The sequence below is a fragment of the Citrobacter amalonaticus Y19 genome (assembly GCF_000981805.1).
GTDB lineage: Bacteria > Pseudomonadota > Gammaproteobacteria > Enterobacterales > Enterobacteriaceae > Citrobacter_A > Citrobacter_A amalonaticus_C.
Genome location: NZ_CP011132.1, coordinates 2,157,838 through 2,182,161, shown reverse-complemented (window position 1 = coordinate 2,182,161; position 24,324 = coordinate 2,157,838). Strand labels below are relative to the sequence as shown.

The window sequence follows — 24,324 nt, the reverse complement described above, 5'->3', positions numbered from 1 at the left end:
AAATCAACTCGGTTGGTAAACATGGAAACTAAAGCATTAATATCGACAATACAGGGATATGCGACGAAAGATGGACCTGGATTAAGATCAACGGTTTTCTTTGTTGGTTGTAATTTACGTTGCCTTTGGTGTTCTAACCCCGAGTTGATGTATCCAAATATTAAGACCATGTTCTTTAAAGAACGCTGCCATGGGACTTTTCAAACAAAAGAGGAGTGTGAACTGATATACCCCGACGCGTTTGAAACGGTGGGATATGAGATTACTGTTGATACTCTTTTGGAAAAATTACTGAGAGATAAGGTTTTCTTTGATGCCTCTGGTGGCGGTGTAACCTTGTCCGGTGGCGAGCCTGCGCTGTTTTATCCTTTTGTTATAGAGTTAGCCAGAAAACTACGTGCCGCCGGGGTACATGTTGCTTTAGACACTGCGGGCCATTACTCAAGAGAACATGCGTTGGGGTTAGCCAAAGAATTTGATTTGTTTCTGTATGATATAAAAGCATTTGATAACCGTATTCATGAGAAGTGTACCGGTGTTGGTAATCACCATGTCATTGAAAACTTGCGGTTAATTGCTGATGCGGGGACTGATGTTATTATTCGTTTGGTAATAATTCCAGGGCATAACGACGATTACTCTGATGTAATCAAGAGAATTGATTTTATTGCAGAACTGGGAAGCTCGATTAAACGCCTTGATATTCTTAGATATCATAATCTTGGCGCTGGTAAATACACTAGGTTAGGTCTTGTCAATCCAATATCAGATGATGCCGTCTGCGATGAAATGCTGATAAAGGATATTTATGACTATGCCTGTAGCAAAAATTTAAATGTATACGTTGAATGACAAAGTCATGGGAGAAATTATGAAAGACTTCCTGGAATTTAAAGTAATCAATCATGATGATATAGATCTGGCGAGAATTAATCGGTTAAGACATAAGATGCAAACAAGGCGCGCCAGCATCTGTAGCGAAAGGGCCATACTCTATACTGAGTCATTTAAGCAGACAGAAGGTGAAGCATATATTTTGCGTAAAGCAAAAGCGTTTGCGCATACCTTAAAGAATATGTCGATTTATTTTGAAAAGGATAGTCTGATTTTCGGTAATCAGGCGAGCGCCAATTTTGCTGCGCCGATTTTCCCTGAATACTCATACCAGTGGGTAATTGATGAACTGGATCAATTTGATAAACGCACTGGTGATATCTTCTATATCACTGAAGATGTTAAAGAGAAATTACGTAGCATTCAGGATTATTGGTTAGGGAAAACGCATGCCGATGAAGTCAAAAGGACTTCGCCGCAGAACATCGTCCTGGCAGAAAAACAGGGGGTTTTACATCGAGGGGGAATCTCGATGTCCGGCGATGGGCATATTGTTCCCGACCATGAAATGATTTTTAAATATGGCTTTCGCGGTTTAATCGACCAAGCAGCAGAAAAATTACGTCAACTGGCCCCGGAAGATGTGCAGCAAAGGCAATTCTATGAGGCGGCCATAATTACGCTTGAAGCAAGTCTTGAATTTATTAAAAGATACGGACGACTTGCTTCCCAAGAGGCCGAAATTGAGCCTGATTCTCGGCGTGAGAAGGAACTTATCGCGATCGCCGGAATGTGCGAAACCTTACTTGAAAAGCCGGTTGAGCACTTCTATGAGGGTTGTCAGGCCTGCTATCTGGTACATATTCTGCAAATGATTGAGAGCAACGGTCACTCGTTCTGCTATGGTCGTTTTGATCAATATATGATCCCGCTCTATTTAAAAGACATTGCTGACCGTACCTTAACTCAGGAGAAGGCACTCGAAATCCTGACCCATCTATTCCTGATGAACAGTGGTAATAACAAGGTTCGTCCTTATGGACACACGAAGTTTTCGCAAGGTTATCCTCTTTATTCAAACCTGATGGTCGGCGGCAGAAAACGCGATGGACAGGATGGGACCAATGCGCTTTCTTATTTATGTATTGAAGCCATGAACCTGACGGCGATGGCAGAGCCAAACTTCTCGATGCGCTTTAACCAGGATACGCCGAAGGGGCTATTAAAACTCGCAGCCCGACTGATCAGAACCGGTTGCGGTATGCCGTCGATGTTCAATGATGAAGTGGCGGTGAAAGGGCTCGAAGACCTGGGGATACCAACCGAAGATGCCCTGGACTATTGCGCCATTGGATGCGTTGAAACCGGTGTACCGGGTAAATATGGCCATCGGGCCACCGGCATGACCTATGTTAACTGGGGCAAAATGCTGGAGCTGGTACTTAATAATGGTATGGATCCGGCTTCTGGGATACAGCTGATTAGCGTAAACGGCAAAGAAGGCAATAAAACAAACTACCAGTATTACGAACAGCTGTGGTCCGCATGGGAAACGTTGTTGAAATACTATTCGGATTTAGCTGTGGAGTGCGATGCAATCTGCGACCGTTCGCTGGCCGTTTATGATACATCGCCGTTTGCCTCCTGCTTTATTGACAACTGCCTGAAGCTGGGTAAAGCGCTTAAGGATGGCGGCTGCAAATATGATGTTATTTCCCAATCTAACATCGGTCCAAGTGTAGTCGGCAATTCCCTGGCGGTTATCAAAAAACTGGTATTTGAAGAGAAAACCGTTTCCCTGGACGAAATAATGGCAGCCATGAATACGGACTGGCAGGGGCAGGATGCCGAACGCATTTTGCGACTCGTGAAGAAAGTACCTAAGTTTGGTAATGATGATGATTATGTCGATATGATCGTTAAGGATGTTTTTGATTCCTATATCAAACTTCTGCCTCAGTACACGACGGAACGAACCGGGAAAGGGCCGGAAGTGAGCTGCTATACGATGTCGACAAGTAATATCACTTCCTATATCCCCAACGGGTTTGATGTCGGTGCAACGCCGGATGGTCGACGGGCGAAGACGCCGTTAAATGAGGGCTGTTCGCCAACTCAGGGAACGGACACTCAGGGGCCGACAGCGGTTATCAATTCTGTGGCGAAACTGCCGAACGTTAAAGTTGCCGCTGGGCAGTTATTAAATATGCGCTTTTCGCCGGGTTCGCTGGCGGGTGAGGAAAATCTGGATAAATTCGTCTCGTTCCTCAGGGCGCTGGTGATGAAAGGCATTTACCACTGCCAGTTTAACGTTATTGATAGCAAGACGTTATTAGACGCTAAAGCGCACCCGGAAAACTATGCCGATCTGATTGTCCGGGTGGCAGGTTATTGCGCCCAGTACATCTCTTTAATGCCGGAAGCTCAGGACGCCATTATTGCGCGAACGACAAACCAGTGGCGTTAAGGGATTAGTGCCAGGTTTGAAGATCAATTAAACCGGGTGAAATTCCCGGTTTTTCATTCAATAGATTGTTAAGGAAAAAAAATGAAGGCTGCTGTCGTCACTCATGACCATCAGGTAAATGTCACCGAAAAAACGCTGCGTCCACTGAGACATGGTGAGGCTCTACTTAAAATGGAGTGCTGTGGTGTGTGTCATACCGATCTGCATGTAAAAAACGGTGATTTTGGCGACAAGACCGGGGTGATCCTCGGCCATGAAGGTGTTGGATTGTGAAAGAAGTCGGCCCGGGAGTCACATCTCTAAAGCCTGGCGAGCGCGCGAGCGTTGCATGGTTCTTCGAGGGATGCGGCCATTGTGAGTATTGTAACAGCGGCAATGAAACGCTCTGCCGTTCTGTGAAAAATGCCGGGTACAGCGTTGATGGCGGTATGGCAGAAGAATGTATTGTCACCGCCGACTATTCGGTTAAAGTGCCGGACGGGCTCGACTCGGCTGCTGCCAGCAGTATCACCTGTGCAGGCGTTACTACTTACAAAGCGGTCAAGGTATCGAATATCAAACCCGGCCAGTGGATCGCAATTTACGGTCTTGGTGGGTTGGGCAACCTGGCTCTGCAATATGCGAAGAATGTCTTCAACGCTAAAGTTGTTGCGCTGGATGTCAACGATGAGCAACTGAGACTGGCGGCGGAGATGGGCGCCGATCTGACTATCAATTCACGCAGCGAAGATGCGGCTAAAATAGTGCAGGAGAAAACTGGTGGCGCTCATGCGGCGGTAGTCACCGCAGTGGCGAAAGCTGCGTTCAACTCTGCGGTTGATGCGGTACGCGCCGGTGGCCGTGTGGTTGCGGTGGGATTACCACCTGAGGCAATGAATCTGGATATTCCCCGGCTGGTGCTGGATGGTATTCAGGTTGTCGGCTCCCTGGTTGGTACTCGCCAGGATTTGACTGAGGCTTTCCAGTTTGCAGCAGAAGGTAAAGTTGTACCGAAAGTGGCATTACGTCCACTGGACGATATCAATGCTATCTTTAGCGAGATGGAGCAGGGAAAAATTCGCGGTCGCATGGTTATCGATCTGCGTCGTTAACCTTGGGCCGATACTGTGACACAGGAGGAGGAAACTCCTCCTTTTCGCCGTTCCGGTTTCCTGCTTGCACTATGTATTGTATGATACATATAAAGCATATTTTTAACATTACAGGAAATCTATGGACACGGGACTCTATATCAAAGAGAACTTTCGCTTCAATGATGATGCCGGAACGTCAATGTACTCTCAGTTAGCCTCTTTTATCAGGCATCAGGTTCGACTCGGTGTATTCCGGGTGAATGACAAAATGGTAACTGAAAACGAACTATGTGATATTTTGAAAATTAGCCGAACCACTGTCAGGCTGGCAATGAATGAGCTCCTGGAAGAGGGGCTTATCGTTCGTCAGCGTGGTAAAGGTTCATTTATTGCGGATAAGAAAATTAATCGCAAATTAAACTCGCTGTATAATTTTTCCGATAGTATGCGCGAGCAGGGAATTAAACCCCACTCGGTAGTGTTGCAATCTGCGATTATTGAGGCTGATGAAGTCATCGCAACCAAATTGAACCTTCCAGAAGGGCAGCGGAAAATCTTTCTGCTCAAGCGTGTTCGCTATGGTGACGACACGCCGTTACTGCTTGAAACGACGGCGATTCCCTATAATCTCTGCCAGGGCATAGAGCTGCATGATTTTGAAGCAAGTTCTCTTTATGATGTGCTGAAAAACCAGTTTGGACTGAATATCGCACATGCTACAGAAAATATAGATGCCATCATCATTAATAAACCAGCTGCACACCATTTACAATGCAACGATAAAGTAATGGCGGGCTATCAGATAGAGCGCATTTCCTTCCTCGAAACGGGTTTTGTATTTGAATACACTACATCAGTAACTCGGGCTGATAAATGTAGTTTCAGAATCGATCTTTTTAATGCCAATCAAAATGCGGGCAAGTCGAGAATAGATTTTTCCCGTCATCTAAAACGTTAGGGCCGTTCTGGCCCTTTTACCCAAAACCTATCTACTTAATTCATTTCTGCGCCAGCTCTTCTGCTTAGTATGCAGCCTGCCTTCCATTTTCAATCTTTTATACCGGGATCGTTGCAAAAATCTGATCTGGATCAACCCAGAGTGGGTAGTTTCTATTGCATAGTATGTATCATACAAATGAGACAAACATGCACTTAAAAGGAACCATGCTATGAAACCGAATAAAAAAGCTGCTGATATGACCCCTGCTGAATTGGGCCAGTACATTGACCAGTCGGTGCTGAAACCTGAGTTTACCCTGCAAGAAGTCCGCAAATACATTCAGGAAGGGATTGATTACAAATGCAAAACGGTTTGCATTAATCCTGCGTACCTGGATGTTGCCCGCGAAATGTGTAAAGGCACGGGAACGGGTATTTGCGTCGTCTGCGACTTCCCATTTGGTGCATCTTCAACAGCATCCAAAGCGGCGCAGGCCGAGGTTATCTGTAATCAGGGCGATGTAGAAGACCTGGATATTGTCGCTAACTACGGCTTTATCCGTAGCGGCATGTGGGAAGAGTTTGAACAGGATATTCGTGCGGTTGTGGATGTTGCTCATCGCCACGGCTCGCTGGTGAAAGTCATTTTCGAGACTGATGCGCTGACCGCTGAGCAGGTAGCAAAAGCGACAGAATACTCCTGCCGCGCCGGGGTTGATTTCGTGAAAACCTCAACCGGCTTCTATACCGGCGGGGAAAGCAAAGGGGCAACGCCTGAAATTATTGCCGTCATGATGAAAGCAGCAGAAGGTCGCTGCAAGGTTAAAGGATCTGGTTGCATTCGCACCCGCGAACACTTCCTGCAACTGATTGATATGGGCATCGACCGGATGGGGATTGGCTACCGTTCCACTCCGGAAGTGCTGGGTCTAAGTGCTCAGAGTACCAGCGCCGATTCTAAAAGTTCTTACTGATTGCCCGCCTGGGATGCCGCTGGCGTTCCCAGGCCTGTTTTACCTCTTACCCAGGACGATAATCATGAGCCAATTAGACGAGCTGAAAAAATACACCACGGTTGTCGCCGATACCGGTGATATTGAATCGATTAAAAAATTTGCCCCTCAGGATGCCACGACTAACCCTTCGCTGGTGCTCAAGGCCGCACAGCTGCCGCAGTATCAGGCGCTGATTGCCGACGCTATCGGCAAAGCTCGCCAGCAGGGCGGTAGCGCGGAAACTCAGCTGATTAACGCCTGCGATCAGGTGGCGGTGGATATCGGTACCGAAGTTCTGCGCCACGTACCGGGGCGTATCTCGACAGAAGTCGATGCCCGATTTGCCTGGGATCGCGGGATGTGCGTGTCGAAAGCGCGCAAACTTATCCAGATGTACGAAAAGAACGGTGTCGGTCCAGAGCGTATTTTAATCAAGCTTGCCGCCACCTGGGAGGGCATTCGCGCTGCTGAAGAGCTGGAGAAAAGCGGCATCAACTGCAACCTGACCCTGCTGTTCTCTTTTGCTCAGGCACGGGCCTGTGCCGAAGCGGGCGTCTTTTTAATCTCGCCGTTTGTCGGGCGTATTTACGACTGGTATCAGAAAAATCAGGCGCAGGCGGAGTATCAGGTGGACAGTGATCCAGGCGTGGTTTCCGTACGTCAGATTTATCAGTACTACAAGTCCCACGGCTACGACACCGTGGTGATGGGCGCCAGTTTCCGCCGCATTGAGCAGATCCAGGCACTGGCAGGCTGCGATCGTTTGACTATCTCTCCGGCGCTGCTTGATGAGCTGGCTGCCAGCGAAGGCGCGTTGACCCGCCAACTGGTACCCGGTTGCGTCACTGAAACGCGTCCCAGCCCGATGACCCCGGCAGAATTCCTCTGGCAGCACCATCAGGATCCGATGGCGGTGGAAAAACTGGCAGAAGGTATCCGGTTGTTTGCGGTCGACCAGGTCAAACTGGAAAACCAGATCCGACAGATGCTGTAAGGCGTGGGGAATATCCTGATGAACACAACAAATAATACCCGCCGACTGTGCGCCAATGCGCTGCGTGCGCTGAGCATGGACGCGGTGCAGAAGGCAAACTCTGGTCACCCCGGTGCGCCTATGGGGATGGCGGATATTGCGGAGGTCCTGTGGCGGGACTTCCTGCGCCATAACCCGAACAACCCGGAATGGGCCGATCGTGACCGCTTTATTCTCTCCAACGGTCACGGCTCGATGCTGATTTACAGCCTGCTGCATCTGACGGGCTACGATGTTTCGCTGAACGATTTGCAGAGTTTCCGCCAGTTGCATTCTAAAACGCCGGGCCACCCGGAAGTGGGTTACACCCCGGGTGTCGAAACCACCACCGGACCGCTGGGGCAGGGGATTGCCAATGCGGTAGGTATGGCTATTGCGGAGAAAACCCTGTCTGCGCAGTTCAACCGCCCGGGCCATGACATTGTTGACCACTTTACGTACGTCTTTATGGGCGACGGCTGCATGATGGAAGGTATCTCTCACGAGGTATGCTCCCTGGCCGGTACCCTGAAACTGGGTAAACTGGTCGCTTTCTATGACGACAACGGCATCTCCATTGACGGTCACGTTGAAGGCTGGTTCACCGACGACACCGCGAAGCGTTTTGAAGCTTACGGCTGGCACGTGGTGCGCGGCGTGGACGGCCACGATGCTGAGGCGATTAAACGCGCAGTGGAAGAAGCGCGCGCAGTTACCGACAAACCGTCCCTGCTGATGTGTAAAACCATCATCGGTTTCGGTTCGCCGAACAAACAGGGCTCCCATGACTCCCACGGCGCACCGCTGGGTGATGCTGAAATCGCGCTGACCCGCGAAGTTTTGGGCTGGAAACACCCGGCCTTTGAAATCCCGTCTGATATCTATGCTCAATGGGATGCGAAAGAAGCCGGTCAGGCAAAAGAGTCCGCGTGGAACGAAAAATTCGCTGCCTGGGCCAAAGCCTTCCCGCAGGAAGCGGCAGAATTCACCCGTCGTATGAAAGGCGATATGCCGTCTGGCTTCGATGCGAAAGCGAATGAGTTCATCGCTAAGCTGCAGGCGAATCCGGCGAAAATCGCCAGCCGTAAAGCATCGCAGAACGCGATTGAAGCGTTTGGCCCGCTGCTGCCGGAATTCCTCGGCGGTTCTGCTGACCTGGCGCCGTCCAACCTGACCCTGTGGTCCGGTTCTAAGCCGATTAACGAAGACACTGCCGGTAACTACATCCACTATGGCGTGCGTGAATTCGGTATGACTGCGATCGCTAACGGTATCGCGCTGCACGGCGGCTTCCTGCCGTACACCTCCACCTTCCTGATGTTTGTGGAATACGCGCGTAACGCGGTGCGTATGGCGGCTCTCATGAAGCAGCGTCAGGTGATGGTGTATACCCACGACTCCATTGGTCTGGGCGAAGACGGCCCGACGCACCAGCCTGTAGAGCAGGTTGCTTCCCTGCGCGTGACCCCGAACATGTCCACATGGCGTCCGTGTGACCAGGTGGAGTCTGCAGTGGCCTGGAAATATGGTGTCGAGCGTCAGGACGGCCCGACCGCGCTGATCCTCTCCCGTCAGAACCTGGCGCAGCAGGAACGTACCGAAGAGCAGCTGGCGAACGTCGCACGCGGCGGTTACGTGCTGAAGGATTGCGCTGGCCAGCCGGAGCTGATCTTCATCGCTACAGGTTCTGAAGTGGAGCTGGCGGTTGCCGCTTACGAAAAACTGACTGCCGAAGGCGTGAAGGCGCGCGTTGTTTCCATGCCGTCCACTGATGCATTCGACAAGCAGGATGCGGCTTACCGTGAAGCCGTGCTGCCGAAAGCCGTCTCTGCTCGCGTAGCAGTGGAAGCGGGCATCGCTGACTACTGGTTCAAATACGTGGGCCTGAACGGCGCTATTGTTGGCATGACCACCTTTGGTGAATCAGCACCGGCCGACCAGCTGTATAAGCATTTCAATATTACCGTAGAGAATGTTTATTCCCAGGCTAAAACATTGCTGAATTAATGAATTAGCTATTCAATAATAATGCAGCCATAGACTATGGCTGCATTAGTGATTCGAGCGAAAATAAATGATGAAGCTAACCGATCCTACGGTAAAGGACTTGAATACAATTTCTGACTGGCTTTCCATTGATGACTTTTCCTCCCAGGATAATCTTCAACCCGAGATGCTTATTCTTGCTGGTCATGCGATCATGCCTAATATTGTTGGTGCGGTGAATTTTGCCGCTAATGCTGATATTCCGGTGATCTTTAGTGGCGGAATAGGGCATTCAACCGAATTACTGAAAGAGGCGGTAAAATGCAATGCTTATATCTCAGCCTCATTGAAATATTCGTTAAATGACAGTGAAGCTAAAATTCTGGCTGACATTGCGAAGATGGTTTTTGGTATTGGTGCGGATAAAATTTATCTTGAGGATAAATCAACTAATTGTGGCCTCAATGCTTTATTCACACGTAATCTCATTTTGAAAGAAAAATTAACGGCACAGAATGTCATACTAGTCCAAGACCCATTGATGCAGCGGCGTACTTATGAGTCTTTTCGCTTTTGCTGGCAACAGCAAAATCTGTCAGCAAATTTTATTAACTGGCCGGTCTTTAAGCCGAAACTGAAACAGGTCAATGGGCGGTATATGATTACTGGGGGCCAGCTCCCAGGAGTTTGGGATCTCAATCGCTATATATCCATGACCCTGGGCGAAGTGAAGCGATTGCGTGATGATGCTGGTGGATATGGGCCGAAAGGAGCCGGTTTTATTGGTCATGTTACGGTTCCAGACGCAGTGGAAGAGGCGTGGCAGCGACTCACGTATTGTACTAATCTGGCTGGGATAGTCCGTTAAGCGCATGGAAAATCACAGGCACGCAGTCAGCGTAGCGTGCCTGTGGTGTGGTTAACGTCCTAGCTTTCTTAGCGCAACGCCCTCGAGTAACCGTTTTTCAATATTTTCCAGCGACTCGCCTTTTGTTTCCGGGACATAGAGCGCCACCAGAATGATAAAGAACAGATTCATTGCGGCATAAAGCATAAATGTCTGACCGCCGCCCAGCGTATTAAGTAAGGTCAGGAAGGTTGCACCAACCATCATGTTAACTACCCAGTTGGTAATCGTTGAGATAGTGATACCAAAATCACGGCCTTTTATAGGTTGGATTTCGGCGCAAAGCGTCCATACCAAAGGTCCTGCCGACATGGCAAAACCAACAATAAAGCCCAGAAGGCTCAGCACTGCCACCTTTTGCTCCAGCGCACTCAGGATAATTGCACCGCTTACAGTGTGACCGGATTCAAAGAGATAACCAAGAATACCCAGACCCGCTGCCATTACCAGGAAACCGATATAAAGAATAGGTTTTCTGCCCCAGCGATCGATAAAACCTACCGCTATAAACGTTGCAAGCACGTTAGTAACACCTACAATGACCGTCCCCCACATTTGCATGGTGGTGTCGCTATATCCTGCAAGCTCGAATACGCGCGGTGCATAATAGATGATGACATTGATTCCTGTAAGCTGCTGCATAACCTGCAGCAGAATACCCAGACATACCGAACGGCGGAAATTGCTGTTTGACTTGAATAGCGACCAGCCCTGCTGTGGAACGCGTAGTTGCTCGTTAATTTCACTGATTTCATCTGCAACAATACTCTCACTGTTGCGAAGCTTAAGCAGGATCAATTTCGCTTCTACCTCTCGCTTGCGCATCAGTAGCCAGCGTGGACTTTCAGGTAATAGAGCGGTGCCTATCAGGAACAATGCTGCTGGGATAGCGATAACACCCAGCATCCATCGCCAGCTTCCAGAATAGCTCAGGGCAGTATTAGACAAAAATGCGCAGAGAATGCCGATGGTGACCATTAACTGATAAACGGAAATCATGGCGCCCCGATACTGACGGGGGGCGACTTCTGATATGTACACGGGAGCCGTAAATGATGCCCCTCCGACGGCGAGCCCTAGCACGAATCGGGCTAAAATCAGTGAACCGGGAGACCAGGCGAACGCGCAGAAGAGAGCGCCGAGTAGAAAAATGACTGCTGAGAAGAGCAATACTTTTTTGCGACCCAAAGCGGGTGAGAAACAACCAGCAAGCAATGCGCCAATGGCCGCTCCGCCCAGCAATGCGCTGACTATCCATTCAAGCGTGTGATCGCTAACAAGAAACTCCTTCTCTATAAAGGGTAAAGCCCCGGCAATAACGCCGACATCAAGGCCGAATAAAAGGCCTCCTAATGCTGCAAGAAAGCCAGTAATTTGCACGTAGCGATTTTTAGGCGCAACTGTACTACTCAGGGTTTGACTCATAGCAGTCCCCTCAGGATCAGAGATTATTTTTTATATCCCCCGACGCAATTCGGGGGAGTGTCTAACGGCAGGTAATTAACGTGTGATATCGATTGAAAGGGTTTTAACCTGCGTGAATTCTTCGAATCCATGCTTACCCATTTCACGGCCATAGCCGCTCTTGTTATAACCGCCAAATGCAAACTGCGGCTGGCCATCAATAGCCGTATTGACATATACAGTACCGCTGAGAAGCTTTTTACCCAGACGCAGACAGGTGGTGATGTCCTGCGACCAGATGCTGTTGGACAGGCCATATCCCGGCAGGTTCGCCAGATATGCCGCTTCTTCCAGGGTATCAAAAGGCGTTACGGTCAGTACTGGTCCGAAAATTTCTTCGAGAAATGCCGGATTATTTGCCGCAACATTGTTCAGAATGGTAGGGGGGTAATAATCCTGTTCCGCATTGGCGTCGGCGTTACCACCGGTAATAACCTGCGCACCGTGGGATTCGCCCTTCGCTACCATTTCTTTCACTTTCTCAAAATGGCCATTGTGGATTAGCGAACCGATTTCCGTTTCTGGATTTAACAGGTCGCCGCTGGTAATTTTCCGCGTTTCAGCAACAACCATTTCTGTGAATCGATCGGCCACACCACGCTGGACAAGAAGGCGCGACTGGGCCACGCAGCATTCTCCTTGGTTAAAGAAGGCTGCGAACGCAACTTTCTCTGCTGCTTTTTGCAAATCAGCATTCTCAAACACAATACTTGCTGCTTTTCCTCCCAGTTCCAGAGATAACGGTTTAATGGTGCTGGCAGAGCTTTCAATGATTTTTTGTCCGGTCTGCGTTGAGCCGGTAAACGTCACGAGTTTTACGTCCGGATGGCGGGTGATAGTTTCGGCCACAGGAGCGCCGTAACCGGTCACTACAGTAATGACACCGGCAGGTACGCCGCTTTCTTCAGCCAGTTTAGCCAGTTCAAGTGCAGAACTTGAGGTAAACTCAGACGGTTTCACCACAACCGTGCATCCGGCAGCCAGTGCGAAGGGAACCTTCTGACAAAAAATCAATCCCGGGAAGTTCCACGGCAGGATTGCGCCTACAACGCCAATCGCTTCGCGAATAGTGATCCCCATTTTATCTGGGCCTGCATCCGTAAAGGCTTCACCTTCCAACTGGCTTGCCAGAGATGCCGCATAACGGATCAGGGATACTGCGGCGTTCATATCACCACGGGCGAGGCGTATAGGTTTTCGTACCTCTTCGGCATCAATGATGGCGAGTTGCTCAGCATGCGCCTCTACACGATCGGCCCAGCGATTAAGTATAAGGCCACGCTGAGTACCAGGCAGTTCTGACCAGGCAGTAAAAGCCTCAACAGCGCATGCAATAGCCTGCTCAGCGTGCTCACGGGTGCCAGCTACAAATTCAGCGTGAACTGTTTTCCCGTCCGGACTCTTACGCTGAATGTATTCCAGCGCACCGGTAGCTTCAAATCCCTGGTAATGTTGTGTGTACTTTCTCATGTTGACCTCATTCAAAATTAACAATGATCCTGTTTGATCATGTCCGCTCCTTTCTCGCCAATCATCATGGCCGGAGCATTAGTGTTGCCACTGATGAGCTTGGGCATGATGGAGGCATCCACCACGCGCAGCCCTTCAAGACCTCTGACCTTGAGCCGGGAATCGACCACTGCCATGTTATCGAGGCCCATTTTGCAAGTGCCCACGGGGTGGTAGTCACAGCAGGCGTATTGCCTGACGTAATCCATTATTTCTTTATCTGTTTTTGCCTGAGGCCCGGGCAGTACTTCTTTATCGATATATTTAGCGATATCAGGCTGGCAAAGGATCTCGCGGATAGTCTTTACGGACTCCAGAGACATTTCCCGGTCGCGAGGATCGCTGTGATAACGTGGATTAATCATCGGTTCATCGATGAAGTTTGATGAGCGCAGCTTTACATACCCACGACTGCGAGGGCGCAGATACGTTGAATTGATGGTAAAACCGTGGCCGGGCATTGCCGTTTGACCACCGCGAACCACAAAAGCGGGAGCCATATGAATTTGCAAATTCGGCCTCGTTGCCCCTGCTACCGTAGCGAACCCGCCGCCCTCAACAATACAAGCGGCTGCAGGGCCACCTTTGTAGAGTAGCCACTGTAAACCATGCCCCAGCGCCTGTGGATAACGGTCCTGCCGGTCATAGCTGATAGGGTCCTTAATTCCCACATGAAGATTAGTGCACAGGTGATCTTGAAGATTTTTACCCACACCCGGCAGATCGTGGACCGTCTGGATGCCAACAGCTTGAAGATCTACCGGGTCGCCAATACCTGAAAGCATCAATAAACGCGGAGAATTGATTGCCCCTGAGGAGAGGACGATTTCAGTGGTAGCGCGATAGACAATCCGTTGCCTGCCCTCTGCAACTTCAATCCCGGTGGCGCGACCGTTTTGAGTGACAATGCGGGTGACTCGCGCGCCAGTCATTATTGTGAGGTTATTGCGTTGCTTAACAGGATTCAGGTAAGACACTGCTGCAGAACGGCGGCGTCCCCTCCGACAGGTGACCTGATAGAAACCGCAGCCGTGCATGGTATCGCCGTTGAAATCATGGTTAAACGGCAGGCCCCATGTCTGCATTGAGCGAACAAAGGATTTAGAAAGCACGTGTGGCGTAGGTTGATCGGATACCCATAGCGGACCGCCCGTTCCGTGGTAATGGTTAGAGAAACGCTCGTTATCTTCTGCCTTGCGGAAGTAAGGCAGTACACTGTCATAATCCCAGCCTTCGTTACCCAGTGACGCCCAATGATTGTAATCATCACGCTGGCCACGAATATAGATCATGGCGTTGATGGAGCTAGAACCGCCCAACGTTTTACCCTGGGGATACCAGATGCGACGGTTATCAAGATGTTCCTGCTCCTCGGTATGAAAACGCCAGTTAACTTTTGGCCCAAAGAGTTTCCCAACGCCGCCGGGGATGTGGATCATCAGATTATTATCTTTTGAACCGGCCTCTAATAGCAGAACCTTGACCGCAGGATCTTCACTCAATCGGTTGGCCAACACGCAACCTGCCGAGCCAGCTCCGACGATAATAAAATCATAATCCATATAATCTCCAACATATTAAGAAACAGGGAATAAGTTGGCCTACCTGAAAGCCTTAAGCTAACTTAACAATCAATGATATGATGTTATAAACTAATAACATTGAGAGATCAATTGCTTGTTTTTCATAACGTAAAATAAATAACGTATTGATATATATGTGTTTAATTAAATTTGTGTGTTGTTGTTGTGATGAGGATCACGACAAAAAAATTACGTTTATAAATGATTTCACACTCAAAATGAGTCTTTGATCACATTTTTGATTAGTTTGCCATATGACTTTAACAGAGGCATTTAGAGATAAGAGTTTTTTAAATTAACTTATGAATTTTTATTAGTAAAAAGCTCTTTTCTGAAGAGTGTTTGTGTTCGTCATGAAAATATTTTATCAGAAAATAGACTTATTAATACCTTACCAGTTTGAATATATATAACAACCCAGATCTAAGTTGGCATTTCTATGATTTTAATGAGTTTATTGTTTTGTGGCCACAAATGAAATAAAAGTCTAATACCTATAATTAGTTTTTCATTGGCCTAAAGTGCTGTTATCTGTTTTATTTGCGTTTGTTAAATATAAAAGGAGGAAACAAAATGAAAGCTTTACCATATTGTAGTAGAAATATCTCTATGCCAGTTTGGGTTACAATAAATGAGGCCGCAAATATAATAAATAAAAAATGTAGTGTTGCAATTACCAGTAGCGATGTATGGCGCTATGCATTCTATGGGTATCTAACACTATCAATATATTTTCAGTCCCCGATTATAGTCCAAAAAATTAAGTCTGAAAAAAATAAACTTTTCTTAGTGGAGGAGAAGAAAGGTATTATAAGCAAGTTATGTTTTCTAAGTAATGATTGCTTACAGTCAGGGTGGAGCTGGAAATTAAAAGCGGAAAATGAAATAATTCGCCCACATTGCCATGTCATGGATACCCCATTAATAGGGTGTGAGTGCTTGGTCGCTCAAAATTTCCTGGCTCGATCTTTAGGGTTTCCTCTCCCTGAAAAAGGACAGTTTAATACGTGCTGTGGTGTTTTGGTCAAAGATAAAACTAACATTTTTCAGATATTAGAATATACAACTTTAGGACAAAGAATCTCTCAAAGATTAAACTGCATTCCAGAGAATCAAGTTGGCAGTTATCGTGCTGAGATTGATATGGATAGTTTAATAATGAATGAGGTAAATTATTTCCCTGTTTATGATTTTCCGCGAGATGCCTACTTTGTGGTGAAAAGAGATAATCTGGAAAAATTTACAGACACTTTTTTCCCCATCGTAAGTAAGCCTTCTTCACAAATTTCTACCCCCCTCTCGCGACTTCTATGGCTTGCCTGTAAGCACAATGACATCACGGGAACATTAATCAATCATCCTTATAAGTTAATCTCAATTTTTGAAGAATGGGCTAGGTGTGATGGCATTACCGATCGGTTAAGTGGTGATACTCTAAAAAAAGCCTTAAAGAGGGGGGCCCCATTTTAATAAATCATCGTTACTGTAACGAGAACCCGTAATGCGGATGCTGCTGCTATTCTTCGTAAGAAAAGCATGGTGTTGTAACCTTATCCGATAAACCACTACGGGGTACATCATGACAACCTACCGATTCTTGCGTTTGAAACAGGTAATGGATAAAACAGGTCTGAAACGTTCTCAGGTTTACACTTACATGAAAACAGAAGGATTCCCTAAGTCCATCAAGATTGGCCCAGCCAGCGTAGCATGGCTTGAATCCGAGATTGATGATTGGATTAATGCGAAAGTAAATAAACGTTAAATTATTTCCATCACTAATTGACTTATTCAGGATCATATCAATGAAAAATGATCAGGGCATACTTATGCCTGTTGAACTGGAACAATTGCGGGCATTTGATTTAAATCCGCGTATTACCCGTAACCCGAACTATGATGAAATTAAAGAATCTATCCGTCATCGCGGACTTGAACAGTTACCACAAATTACCCGTCGACCTGGCGAGGATTTTTATATTATCGCCAGCGGCGGCAATACGCGTCTGGCGATACTCAATGAGCTTTGGCTGGAAACTCATGACAAAAAATACTGGAATATAATCTGCCATTATCGCGAATGGCATACAGACAGGAGTATTGAAGAAGGTAATCTTGATTGCCTGTTGGGGCATCTTGTAGAAAATGATAAGCGAGGGGCGCTGACTTTTATTGAGCGGGCGCTTGGCGTTCAAAATGCTGTCGAAATATACAAGAAATTAAATAGTGAATGCTATCAGCGGGATTTGGTTAGCATGCTGAGTCAGGCCGGTTATTCTGTTTCACAGACCCAGTTGAGTATTATGTCATCGACTATCCAGTATCTTCTTCCTTATATTCCTGAGCTACTTTATAGTGGGATGTCAAGAAAGAATACTGAGAGGTTGCTGACATTGCGCTCTAATACGGAACGGTTCTGGGATAAATATTGCCAGGAATTTCTTCCGGCGTCGGCACATCAGGTTCCTTTATTTGATGATATCTTTGCAATGGCATTGACATCGTTTAATGAACCGACAGCAGATTTCTCGCTTGAACATATTCAGGATGAACTGACTGGTCTGGTAAGCCAGACGCTGAATATTGATTATAATACTGTTGCACTGGTGACCGATGCCAGAGCACAAAAATGTAATACTATTCTTGGTAGTGAACCTGTTCCTGAACTCCCCGATATCAGCGAACAGCGCTGGGTGGAGCAAAAATACCGGGATAGAATATCGCCCGAAGAATCTTCTCAAGGTCGGGATCACAGTGAAACAGATACACCGTCAGATCAGTCACTTTCTGATTTTGGAGAAAGGGAAACAATTAGCTCTGATAGGGTGACTACTCCTGCATCCAACACTCATTATTCTGAACCGGGATTTTTATCTGATCACCAGGTTACCTCTGCACTACCGACTGATGAGTTATTTCTTGGCAGGGATCGGCAATTTGATACTCAGGAGGCGTTATCGGCGCTAATTGATCAGATGGCCTGGGAACTGGCAGGTAACGCCGGACTGGAGTTCCTTATTTCACCTGCTTCTGATGGGATATTTGATATTGCTTCCCCGGAAGGTGAGTTGTCAAACGAAGGTAAAATTTACTGGCAAATATTATCTTTTCTTGCCGGGAAGTTGCCTGGTAGTGCTGTTATCTGGCGAAAAATGTTAACTGGCTCTCCTGATATTTCTGCGGGAATTAGTGAGGAAACATTGATCAAAATTTTCCAGCTAACACTCCATATCCGCCATTTATACGATAAACAACGTCAGGGAGAATTATTATGATCCCGTCATTAAATTATGCCGTTTTGACAGATGCATTACATGCGTTGAAAGAAGGAAATATCCGTCATTGTGAATCGCTTGGTTTTACCTATAACGAATTGGAAGCCATTAATAATTTATCTGTGGATGAACTTTTTATTCTGAGTCGTGCCTCTGCCCAGTTTCTAAATGTCACTATTCATCATGAAGTCCTGCGCCAGCTTCTTGCCCAGACAAGGCAGGAAATTCAGCTACAACAAAGGATAAACCGGGCTATCGCGTTGGGTGGTTCGATTGAGTTACTCGGCGATTTTTTTGGCCTGTCATCCGCTGAAATCAGTGCAAGACGCCGGTTTATTGGAATTAGTATTTCACAAGGCAGAACGCGAATACCGGATGAGGATATGGATGCCAGGATCTGGCGGCTGTGGAAACCTCGTCGCCCGGATAACCTGCTGTCTATGGATGCGCTGGATGTGATGATGGATATAACTGAATCTTTTTCCGGCGAGGCTGCGGGAGATTCCCTCTCACTTACTGTTGTCTGGAACCGCATTACGTTGTGTGAAAAAGAGACGCAGGGAGCATTACATAATGGATGAGATAGATCGCGACCAGGAATTTAATGAGCTGCAGCTTGAAAACATGATCGCACGTTCACGCATAGCTGCCAGTGGCTCTTCATCATTGTATTTCTGTCGTAAATGTGGCGAGGCGATCCCAGAGAAACGGCGATTACTTATATCGGGAGTATCGTTGTGTATCGAGTGCCAGACAGAGCTCGAGCGTAAATATCACGTCTGATATCAGCCTGTCAGGAAATGACATCTTTGTGGTGTATACAAGCGTGAGTTCATATTATAGAAATTGACAATTAAAAAGCTATAATTGATAGGGAAGCGCCCATCGATATTTGACCTCAAATATCGATGGGCGCTTCCCTATCAATATGCGGAGAAACAGTAGATAAAATCAATTGTAATGTTCCCAAGTTGCCTTCAGATACTTGCGGTTTACTGGTTCTGGTTTTTCGTTGTTCACCACATGGTCCTGCTTCATTCTCATTACTCCCCGTACCACAGCCGGAGTGAACACCATGAGTGATATGACCCCTGTCCAGCTGACCACTGGCCCCTTACGCAGCACTGTGACTATCGAACTGCATACCCACCTTGCGACCCGAACCTGGACTGGCCGACAACCTGATCCCGCAGAGCAGATCCACGGCATTATCGGTATACCACGCTTCCTTAATATCATGAATATCATCCGTCTGGATTCTCAGGCGGATAACCCTTATGCCGATTTGTGGATGCTGCGCCTGGAGGAACGCCTTCTGTTTGCCCGCGCTGAAATGAACACGCTTATCGACAACATGAAGGTGGTATTCAGTCAGTTACCGGAAATGATGACCGTTGAGGGTTGCGCCAGTATCCAGCCTGCACGATTCCCGGTTTTTGCCAGCTCGCAACTTGGCTTTATTGCAGTCTATTTACTGACAGATTTTGATGAACTGATGCGTAAAGCTTTGCTGGCCCAGCATATGGCTCTGATTAATCGTGTGGAGATGAACGCTCTGCGCCAGAAGGGCGGCAATCTGATTCGCAGTATTCTGGTACTGGCCCAGAAATACCGCCGTATTCCGGTCACCCGTCAGGATATCCGTGATCATAATGCCAGAGCGATTGCAGCAGAAGAGCAGGTCGGGCCGGTGCCAGATGAGGTATTCAGCGGTTCCAGCCGTTCAGTGTATGCACCACCGCTGCGCCAGGCTGTTGATGAACAACCATCGGTACCTGTTCAGGTGGACGAAACTTCGGTAACTGCGCCAGATCCGCATGATGACGCCGAAACGGCATCAACCCGTTCGTCGGATTCTGCAACAGAGGCAGAAGATGATGAGTCAGAGACCTGATGCTGTCACGGAATATCGGGCGCTCACGGGTTCTGACTGGCTTGCTTACGAAAGCTGTACAAAGGATCTTTTAAGGGTAAGAGAGCCGGAGAGGCTGGCGCGGTACGCGACAGACGCGAAGGCGAACCTGCACCAGATACAGACTCTTGTACTGCACCGGGCGTGGCGCTGGCCGTTACAGTATTTACCCTTAATGTTATGTCGTGGGCCAGCCCGTTCTGGTGCAGATTTCCTGCGCTGGCGCAACCAGCAGAATAATCGTTCAGGTACTGCGGCATGGCAGGCACTGGTGCAGGAGCCCTCGGTCCCACAAACGGTGCGCGATGCACTCCTTGCTATTGAGCGGGATCGTATTGTGTTTAATATGCAGATGTCTGTTTTGACTTTTATCCTGCGCCAGATACGTGAGTGCTCAGTAAAAATGATGGATGCGGGAAATATTTCAGCATCTGTTTTCTCTGCAACAAAATAAATAACCGGAGAAATGAAATTATGGCCCAGAGAGGACTGAATAAAGTTTGCCTGATTGGATATTTAGGGCAAGACCCGGAAGTTCGTTATACTGCGGATAAACAACCTGTGGCAGTATTTTCCGTGGCGACGGGCGATTCATGGAAAGATAAAGAGACCGGGGAAACGAAAGAACGGACGCAGTGGCACCGGATTGTAGTGTATAACAAACTTGCGGAAATAGCTGCCGCACATCTTAAGAAGGGCACCCAGGTGTATCTTGAGGGACGATTACAGGTCAGGAAATGGCTGGACAGTATCGGTGCAGAACGCCAGTCCACTGAAATCGTGGTCGATATCAACGGGATGTTACAGATGCTGGGTAAACCTGAACCGGATAAAGCGCCGGGTGATCATTCATCGGATAATGCGGGCGAGTAATATCTTTTTCTGCTGGTTGTCATAATTAAGAATGACGTCGAAATATGGCGTCATTCTTCTGTTTATACATATTTGTTTCTGTAAGGACAGTTGGTTTATCTGAGCATTAATTAGCAACTTCATTTATCACAATGAGGTTGCTGTCATGTTTCCAGAAAATAAAATTTCCGATGGTGCAGTCCGGCATGTTATTAGTTTGTCGGGTGGGAAAGACTCACTGGCACTCTGGTTATTATCCCGCGAGTGGGATATTGATTCAGTCGTGATATTTGCTGACACCGGGCACGAACATCCCCTGACGTATGAATATATTTCCCTGCTGGAGCAGAAATTGGGACCGGTTATTCGTGTTCGTGCAGATTTCAGTCAGCGAATTATAAATAAGCGAAATTATATCCAGAATATCTGGCCCATTAAGCTTGTTGAAAAATATGGTTATACGCCGCAGGGTGCAGAACAACGTGTCGCTGAAACGCTGGAACAGATGTACCCCCGTGGCATTCCCTTCCTGGATTTATGTATCTGGAAAGGCCGTTTTCCCAGCACCCGCGCCCGGTTCTGCACGTTTGAGCTAAAGCACCGTCCGATTGATGAACAGATAATTCAGCCGCTGCTGGGACAGTATGATGATGTGGTGAGCTGGCAAGGAGTGCGAGCTCAGGAATCAGCGTCACGTGCCCGTTTGCCGGAACTGGAGTTGGATGCGGATAATCAGCCTGGCCTGCATGTTTACCGGCCTTTATTGCAGTGGACGCATGATGATGTTTTTGCGCTGGCGAAACGTCACGGTATTCCGCCCAATCCGCTGTATCAGCAGGGATGTTCACGCGTCGGCTGTATGCCCTGTATTCATGCGCGGAAAAAAGAGCTGGGCGTGATATTCCGGCGCTTCCCGGAGCAGATACAGCGCGTTGCAGAATGGGAGCGGATTGTTGCTGCGTGCTCCACGCGCGGGAATTCCACCTTTTTTCCTTCAACCCGCGACCCGTTAAAAGCCGAACAAGATATCAACAAAATCAGTCTGGACAGTCACGGTATTGAAACCTATCGGCGATGGGTGTTTTCCCTTCACGGTGGAAAGTTATTCGATGAAATTGCGGCCATTAATGACAGCCAGCCCTGCTACGGTATTTATACCGGTATCTGTGAATAGCGATTATTTCTGATGGGGCAAAACAGAGTTTTCACTGCTCGCTTCCTCCATCTTCGCGTGTAATGAACAGGCTTGATTGCCTTTATGGCGCCCAGGTAACAGGGCTGAAAGTTATCCGCAGTTTTGCGACGCCCGAGCCCTTTACACCTGCCAGCGACTGAAAACAGGTGTCCGGTTGATGCCGTGCTGTCGTTAAATTCCTCCCGGAGAATAAATCATGAATTACCCTGGTAATGAAGAGTTGCGAATGGATATTGCCCGGCTGGCGAATGATGTGAATGAGTTGCATCAGCGAATAAAGTTACTGGAGCAAAAGTACCGCTGGGACAGTGACAGTCTGGTTCATGGTCTTGCCGGGCAAACATTACGTATTGCCGAAATATCCTGTTCCACGCTGCATCAACAAATATATGAACTGGATCTTGTCTTCTCGGACTGAAATCTAACAAAGGAACTGATTATGATGAAAGGTGCCCGTAGCGTTATTTTTAAAGCTGAAACGTTAATTCCGGTTATTCAGGAAGCGATGAAAAATCAATGTGCTGTTTTTCTTGTTAAGGATCATGGTCTGTATATGATGCCGGAAAACGGTATGTCTGACCCAAAAACTGGAAGAGTATTAACGCTTTCTTATGCAGAAGGTTTCAATCCTGACCTGGCTGAGTTTGACGACTGGTACTATGAACTCAGGGATGTCTGTGGTGGTGATGATTTTTGTGAAACATTGCCGGTGACGGATAACGTTCTTCAGGAGGTTATCCGTCACAGCGCTGACCTGGAAGTTTCGTTTACACCTACTCAGTTCAGATACCATACTGTTAATTATTAACCTCAAATCCTCTGTCATATGGCAGAGGATTTTTTTAATGAACATTTCATGAAATACTGATTTCATCAGGCTGGTGCTGTTTTTAATTATATTATGAAAACAGTTTTCTCTTTGCGAAACTACCTGGCCTGTTATTTACTGAGCCTGCACTTTCCATCCCTGTGATGGGCCTTTTGACAGCCAGGCTGTAAGCTGTCGCACTGAGTCTCAGTGTCATGCCTGCCCTTTAATGCCTGATACGACTGCAAACAGGCAATGTACCTCCGGTATAGTGTCGTTATTATTGACCATTCATTTATACACTCATCCTGCGGGAGACAATCCCGTTGGGACTGTCTCCGCTTATTTTTTTGTGGAGATATCTCATGAATACTGAACGTAAATATTTTGACCTGCATACTCGTGGTATTGGCTATGTTAATCGTCTGCGTCAGGTTACACCCAAAAAAGGGAATCCTTTTCTGGCCTGTACTATTGCCGCATTACGGGGAACAACTGATTCTCCTGAATATACTTATATTGATGTGCGCGTTTATAACGAGAAAGCCGTTGAACTTCTGGAAAGCTGTCAGGATGCGCTGAGTAAAAAACAGAAGGTACTGATTTCTTTCAGCGTTGGCGATATTTACCCCGAATGTTTTACCTATGAGAAGGGTGAGAAAAAAGGTCAGTGCGGCTGTGGTATTAAAGGTCGCCTGATTAAAATTACCACGCTGAAGATTGACGGGCATGAATTTTACCGGGAAAACGCGGCTGAAAATCAGCCTGTGGATGCCTGATATTATTCACGGAGAATGGAAGTCCTTGTGGCTTTTATTCTCCATCCCATCTTATACCTCATCAGGAATCGAACAATGAATACCGCTCAACACTCCCCGGTTATTGTGACCGGAAAACTGGTTGTGAGAACAATTAATGGCCGCAATGGTGCCTTTAACGTTGGACTGTTGGAAACAGACATTGGTAGTTTCTCGGTCAAAGACAGGGAGCTGGAACAATACAGCGCCGGGACTTATGAAGGTCAGTTTGTCATTGGCAGAATTTTCATGCATTCATGGAGTTATGGAGCAAACTCGGGTTCTGAAATTCGCGTCCGTCTCGATGCTATGAATATTGCCAGCAACACTGAACTGACGCCGGATGAAGAGCGGAAGCTTCTTCCTCCGGTTAACGATCCGTTGGAGGAAGAAACACCGAAAGAACCTGTATCAGAACGACCGTTTCCGGAAAAAACGAAATCAGCGCCAGCAGCAAAAGCCCCGGAAACTAAGGGGAAAAAACGTCTGCAGTTCACCTTACCGACACCCGCCGAGCAGGAGTCCGGTGATCAGACGCTGTTTGGTCCACTCTGGCCTCTGGCAAATATCGTGAAACTTGATGCTACGGTACCTCGTCAGATTCTGCGCCAACAAAAAGCACGCCTGACACAACTGGGCTACGACTTTTCCGCGCAGGAGCAACATTTTATCAAATCAGGCGTACCGGCTGTTGCCGCGCAGTACTGATCTTCACC

General features: G+C 47.6%; 23 protein-coding genes and 1 pseudogene. 21 read left to right on the top strand and 3 right to left on the bottom strand.

What is annotated here, in order from left to right; translation table 11 throughout:
- Nucleotides 1-21: 21 nt before the first annotated feature.
- The 8 genes and pseudogenes from F384_RS09955 to F384_RS09915 all read left to right on the top strand — a co-directional run bounded on the left by F384_RS09955 (nucleotide 22) and on the right by F384_RS09915 (nucleotide 10,174).
- Nucleotides 22-852, top strand: a complete 831-nt coding sequence (locus tag F384_RS09955; protein ID WP_046498033.1) for a glycyl-radical enzyme activating protein — start codon at nucleotides 22-24, stop codon at nucleotides 850-852.
- A 19-nt stretch (nucleotides 853-871) separates the two neighbouring features.
- A complete protein-coding gene (locus F384_RS09950) occupies nucleotides 872-3,301 on the top strand; it encodes a glycyl radical protein (RefSeq protein WP_046498031.1) in 2,430 nt (809 codons plus the stop codon).
- Nucleotides 3,302-3,382: 81 nt separating this feature from the next.
- Nucleotides 3,383-4,392 (top strand): annotated as a pseudogene (adhP, locus tag F384_RS09940) (alcohol dehydrogenase AdhP).
- Nucleotides 4,393-4,513: 121 nt separating this feature from the next.
- Complete coding sequence (locus F384_RS09935) at nucleotides 4,514-5,332, top strand: GntR family transcriptional regulator (RefSeq protein WP_046481323.1); 819 nt, start codon at nucleotides 4,514-4,516, stop codon at nucleotides 5,330-5,332.
- A gap of 211 nt (nucleotides 5,333-5,543) precedes the next feature.
- A complete protein-coding gene (gene deoC, locus F384_RS09930; protein WP_046481322.1) occupies nucleotides 5,544-6,287 on the top strand; it encodes a deoxyribose-phosphate aldolase in 744 nt (247 codons plus the stop codon).
- A gap of 64 nt (nucleotides 6,288-6,351) precedes the next feature.
- A complete protein-coding gene (gene tal, locus F384_RS09925; protein WP_046481321.1) occupies nucleotides 6,352-7,302 on the top strand; it encodes a transaldolase in 951 nt (316 codons plus the stop codon).
- A gap of 18 nt (nucleotides 7,303-7,320) precedes the next feature.
- The gene (tkt, locus tag F384_RS09920) at nucleotides 7,321-9,327 is read left to right on the top strand and encodes a transketolase (protein ID WP_046498029.1); all 2,007 of its coding nucleotides are present in this window, start codon (nucleotides 7,321-7,323) and stop codon (nucleotides 9,325-9,327) included.
- 67 nt (nucleotides 9,328-9,394) lie between these two features.
- Nucleotides 9,395-10,174 (top strand): YdcF family protein, encoded by a 780-nt coding sequence (locus F384_RS09915; RefSeq protein ID WP_226991639.1) that lies wholly within the window; start codon nucleotides 9,395-9,397, stop codon nucleotides 10,172-10,174.
- Nucleotides 10,175-10,225: 51 nt separating this feature from the next.
- Here F384_RS09915 and F384_RS09910 read toward each other — a convergent pair whose 3' ends face one another.
- The 3 genes from F384_RS09910 to F384_RS09900 form a co-directional block, all read right to left on the bottom strand.
- Nucleotides 10,226-11,638, bottom strand: coding sequence for a sugar porter family MFS transporter (locus tag F384_RS09910; protein ID WP_046481319.1), 1,413 nt, complete (start codon nucleotides 11,636-11,638; stop codon nucleotides 10,226-10,228).
- Nucleotides 11,639-11,713: 75 nt separating this feature from the next.
- Nucleotides 11,714-13,147, bottom strand: coding sequence for an aldehyde dehydrogenase family protein (locus tag F384_RS09905; protein ID WP_046498027.1), 1,434 nt, complete (start codon nucleotides 13,145-13,147; stop codon nucleotides 11,714-11,716).
- A gap of 17 nt (nucleotides 13,148-13,164) precedes the next feature.
- Nucleotides 13,165-14,748: a GMC family oxidoreductase gene (locus F384_RS09900; protein WP_046481318.1), complete on the bottom strand. Its 1,584-nt coding sequence runs from the start codon at nucleotides 14,746-14,748 to the stop codon at nucleotides 13,165-13,167.
- Between the two features lie 594 nt (nucleotides 14,749-15,342).
- On the opposite strand from F384_RS09900, the gene F384_RS09895 reads away from it, so the two are divergent.
- The 13 genes from F384_RS09895 to F384_RS09835 all read left to right on the top strand — a co-directional run bounded on the left by F384_RS09895 (nucleotide 15,343) and on the right by F384_RS09835 (nucleotide 24,316).
- Nucleotides 15,343-16,239 (top strand): hypothetical protein, encoded by an 897-nt coding sequence (locus F384_RS09895; RefSeq protein WP_046481317.1) that lies wholly within the window; start codon nucleotides 15,343-15,345, stop codon nucleotides 16,237-16,239.
- 109 nt (nucleotides 16,240-16,348) lie between these two features.
- Nucleotides 16,349-16,534, top strand: coding sequence for an AlpA family transcriptional regulator (locus F384_RS09890; RefSeq protein WP_046481316.1), 186 nt, complete (start codon nucleotides 16,349-16,351; stop codon nucleotides 16,532-16,534).
- Between the two features lie 40 nt (nucleotides 16,535-16,574).
- A complete protein-coding gene (locus tag F384_RS09885) occupies nucleotides 16,575-18,044 on the top strand; it encodes a ParB family protein (protein WP_052746915.1) in 1,470 nt (489 codons plus the stop codon).
- Complete coding sequence (locus F384_RS09880; protein ID WP_077259937.1) at nucleotides 18,041-18,625, top strand: DUF2857 domain-containing protein; 585 nt, start codon at nucleotides 18,041-18,043, stop codon at nucleotides 18,623-18,625. Before F384_RS09885 ends, F384_RS09880 begins: the two co-directional genes overlap by 4 nt.
- Complete coding sequence (locus F384_RS09875; protein ID WP_046498025.1) at nucleotides 18,615-18,827, top strand: TraR/DksA family transcriptional regulator; 213 nt, start codon at nucleotides 18,615-18,617, stop codon at nucleotides 18,825-18,827. Before F384_RS09880 ends, F384_RS09875 begins: the two co-directional genes overlap by 11 nt.
- A gap of 292 nt (nucleotides 18,828-19,119) precedes the next feature.
- Entirely contained in the window at nucleotides 19,120-19,938 is an 819-nt protein-coding gene (locus F384_RS09870) for a PFL_4669 family integrating conjugative element protein (RefSeq protein WP_046481314.1), read from the top strand.
- Nucleotides 19,919-20,410: a DUF3158 family protein gene (locus tag F384_RS09865; RefSeq protein WP_049106066.1), complete on the top strand. Its 492-nt coding sequence runs from the start codon at nucleotides 19,919-19,921 to the stop codon at nucleotides 20,408-20,410. The genes F384_RS09870 and F384_RS09865 overlap by 20 nt, the downstream gene beginning before the upstream one ends.
- Before the next feature lie 20 nt (nucleotides 20,411-20,430).
- Nucleotides 20,431-20,829, top strand: coding sequence for a single-stranded DNA-binding protein (gene ssb / locus F384_RS09860; RefSeq protein ID WP_046481313.1), 399 nt, complete (start codon nucleotides 20,431-20,433; stop codon nucleotides 20,827-20,829).
- 145 nt (nucleotides 20,830-20,974) lie between these two features.
- Entirely contained in the window at nucleotides 20,975-21,982 is a 1,008-nt protein-coding gene (locus F384_RS09855) for a phosphoadenosine phosphosulfate reductase family protein (protein ID WP_046481312.1), read from the top strand.
- 217 nt (nucleotides 21,983-22,199) lie between these two features.
- Nucleotides 22,200-22,421 (top strand): hypothetical protein, encoded by a 222-nt coding sequence (locus F384_RS09850; protein WP_046481311.1) that lies wholly within the window; start codon nucleotides 22,200-22,202, stop codon nucleotides 22,419-22,421.
- A gap of 21 nt (nucleotides 22,422-22,442) precedes the next feature.
- On the top strand, nucleotides 22,443-22,811 hold the full coding sequence (locus F384_RS09845; RefSeq protein ID WP_049106069.1) for a DUF3085 domain-containing protein: 369 nt from the start codon (nucleotides 22,443-22,445) through the stop codon (nucleotides 22,809-22,811).
- Between the two features lie 365 nt (nucleotides 22,812-23,176).
- Complete coding sequence (locus F384_RS09840) at nucleotides 23,177-23,590, top strand: DUF3577 domain-containing protein (RefSeq protein ID WP_046481310.1); 414 nt, start codon at nucleotides 23,177-23,179, stop codon at nucleotides 23,588-23,590.
- Between the two features lie 27 nt (nucleotides 23,591-23,617).
- Nucleotides 23,618-24,316 carry a DUF3275 family protein gene (locus tag F384_RS09835; protein ID WP_162200240.1) on the top strand — a complete coding sequence of 233 codons (699 nt, stop codon included), beginning with the start codon at nucleotides 23,618-23,620 and terminating at the stop codon, nucleotides 24,314-24,316.
- The last annotated feature ends 8 nt before the right edge of the window (nucleotides 24,317-24,324 follow it).

Excerpts from the sequence above, each read along its gene's own strand:
- F384_RS09885 (WP_052746915.1), top strand. The coding sequence starts at position 16,575 with ATGAAAAATGATCAGGGCATACTTATGCCTGTTGAACTGGAACAATTG.
- tal (WP_046481321.1), top strand. The coding sequence starts at position 6,352 with ATGAGCCAATTAGACGAGCTGAAAAAATACACCACGGTTGTCGCCGAT.
- F384_RS09915 (WP_226991639.1), top strand. The coding sequence starts at position 9,395 with ATGATGAAGCTAACCGATCCTACGGTAAAGGACTTGAATACAATTTCT.
- deoC (WP_046481322.1), top strand. The coding sequence starts at position 5,544 with ATGAAACCGAATAAAAAAGCTGCTGATATGACCCCTGCTGAATTGGGC.
- ssb (WP_046481313.1), top strand. The coding sequence starts at position 20,431 with ATGGCCCAGAGAGGACTGAATAAAGTTTGCCTGATTGGATATTTAGGG.
- F384_RS09900 (WP_046481318.1), bottom strand. The coding sequence starts at position 14,748 with ATGGATTATGATTTTATTATCGTCGGAGCTGGCTCGGCAGGTTGCGTG.
- F384_RS09845 (WP_049106069.1), top strand. The coding sequence starts at position 22,443 with ATGATGAAAGGTGCCCGTAGCGTTATTTTTAAAGCTGAAACGTTAATT.
- F384_RS09865 (WP_049106066.1), top strand. The coding sequence starts at position 19,919 with ATGATGAGTCAGAGACCTGATGCTGTCACGGAATATCGGGCGCTCACG.
- F384_RS09855 (WP_046481312.1), top strand. The coding sequence starts at position 20,975 with ATGTTTCCAGAAAATAAAATTTCCGATGGTGCAGTCCGGCATGTTATT.
- F384_RS09955 (WP_046498033.1), top strand. The coding sequence starts at position 22 with ATGGAAACTAAAGCATTAATATCGACAATACAGGGATATGCGACGAAA.
- F384_RS09935 (WP_046481323.1), top strand. The coding sequence starts at position 4,514 with ATGGACACGGGACTCTATATCAAAGAGAACTTTCGCTTCAATGATGAT.
- F384_RS09905 (WP_046498027.1), bottom strand. The coding sequence starts at position 13,147 with ATGAGAAAGTACACACAACATTACCAGGGATTTGAAGCTACCGGTGCG.
- tkt (WP_046498029.1), top strand. The coding sequence starts at position 7,321 with ATGAACACAACAAATAATACCCGCCGACTGTGCGCCAATGCGCTGCGT.
- F384_RS09910 (WP_046481319.1), bottom strand. The coding sequence starts at position 11,638 with ATGAGTCAAACCCTGAGTAGTACAGTTGCGCCTAAAAATCGCTACGTG.
- F384_RS09950 (WP_046498031.1), top strand. The coding sequence starts at position 872 with ATGAAAGACTTCCTGGAATTTAAAGTAATCAATCATGATGATATAGAT.
- F384_RS09840 (WP_046481310.1), top strand. The coding sequence starts at position 23,177 with ATGAATACTGAACGTAAATATTTTGACCTGCATACTCGTGGTATTGGC.
- F384_RS09870 (WP_046481314.1), top strand. The coding sequence starts at position 19,120 with ATGAGTGATATGACCCCTGTCCAGCTGACCACTGGCCCCTTACGCAGC.
- F384_RS09890 (WP_046481316.1), top strand. The coding sequence starts at position 16,349 with ATGACAACCTACCGATTCTTGCGTTTGAAACAGGTAATGGATAAAACA.
- F384_RS09880 (WP_077259937.1), top strand. The coding sequence starts at position 18,041 with ATGATCCCGTCATTAAATTATGCCGTTTTGACAGATGCATTACATGCG.
- F384_RS09895 (WP_046481317.1), top strand. The coding sequence starts at position 15,343 with ATGAAAGCTTTACCATATTGTAGTAGAAATATCTCTATGCCAGTTTGG.
- F384_RS09850 (WP_046481311.1), top strand. The coding sequence starts at position 22,200 with ATGAATTACCCTGGTAATGAAGAGTTGCGAATGGATATTGCCCGGCTG.